At 61.7% G+C, this 1,190-nt stretch carries 1 protein-coding gene; it reads right to left on the reverse strand.

Features of this window, described 5'->3' with window-relative positions; translation table 11 throughout:
- A partial coding sequence (bamA, locus tag NV401_RS18740) for an outer membrane protein assembly factor BamA (protein WP_261295976.1) occupies positions 1 to 1,190 on the reverse strand: 1,190 nt, incomplete at both ends.

Genomic DNA, 1,190 nt, shown 5'->3' on the forward strand with positions numbered 1-1,190 from the left:
CCCGCCGACAGCTGCAGCTCGCCGGTCGACTTCTCCTCGACGTCCGCGGTCAGCACGACGCGGTCGGGGGCCGAGCCCGGGCTCTGCTTGAGTTCGAATTTGTCCTGGAAATAGCCCAGCGAGTTGATCCGGTCCTGCGAGCGCTTGACCTGGAAGCTGTTGAACGCATCGCCCTCCGACAGGCGGATCTCGCGCCGGATCACCTTGTCCTGCGTGTTGGTGTTGCCGTTGATGTCGACGCGCTCGACGTACGAGCGCTTGGCCTCGGCGATGTTGAAGTTGAGCGACATGGTCAGCGTGTCCTTGTCGCGGACGAACTCCGGGTTCACCTCGGTGAAGGCATAGCCGAACAGCCCGGCCGTTTCGCTCAGCTGATCGACCGAATTCTCGACCTTCTTGGCGTCGTACCAGTCGCCCTTCTTCATCGTCAGGCTGGAGGCGAGCTTGGCATTGTCGAAGTCGCGGATCGAGCTGTCGACGGTCACGTCGCCGAATTTGTAGCGCGGGCCTTCCTCCACCACATAGGTGATGATGAAATCTTCCTTGTCCGGCGTCAGCTCGGCCACGGCGGACGTCACGCGGAAATCGGCATAGCCCTCGGTCAGGTAGAACTGACGCAGCTTCTGCTGGTCGTACGCCATGCGATCCTGATCGTAGCTCGTCGCCGAGCTGAGCAGGCGGAACAGGCGCGCCTGCTTGGTCGCCATCTGCTCGCGCAATTTGTCGTCGTCGAACACCTCGTTGCCGATGATGTTGATCTGGCGAACCTTGGATTTGGGCCCTTCGCTGATTTCGAACACGACATCGACGCGGTTCTGATCGAGATTGACCATCTTGGGCTGGATCGACGCGGCGAACCGGCCCTGGCGGCGATAGAGCTCGACGATGCGCGCGATATCCTGGCGCACCGCGGTGCGCGTGAAAATCTGCCGCGGCGCAAGCTTGATCTCCTTGCGGATCTTGTCTTCCTTGAGCCGCTTGTTGCCCTCCAGGATGACGCGGTTGATCACCGGATTCTCGCGGATGCGGATGATGATGTCGCCGCTCTCGACGCCGGCGATCGACACGTCGGCGAAGAAATCGCTCGCCAGCAGATCGCGCAGCGCCTGATCGAGCGTCTCGTTGGTGTAATTCTGCCCGACGCGCAGCTTGGTGTAGGACAATACCGTGTCCGGCTCGATCCGCTGCGA

The sequence above is a fragment of the Sphingomonas hylomeconis genome (genome assembly GCF_025370105.1).
Classification (GTDB): domain Bacteria; phylum Pseudomonadota; class Alphaproteobacteria; order Sphingomonadales; family Sphingomonadaceae; genus Sphingomonas; species Sphingomonas hylomeconis.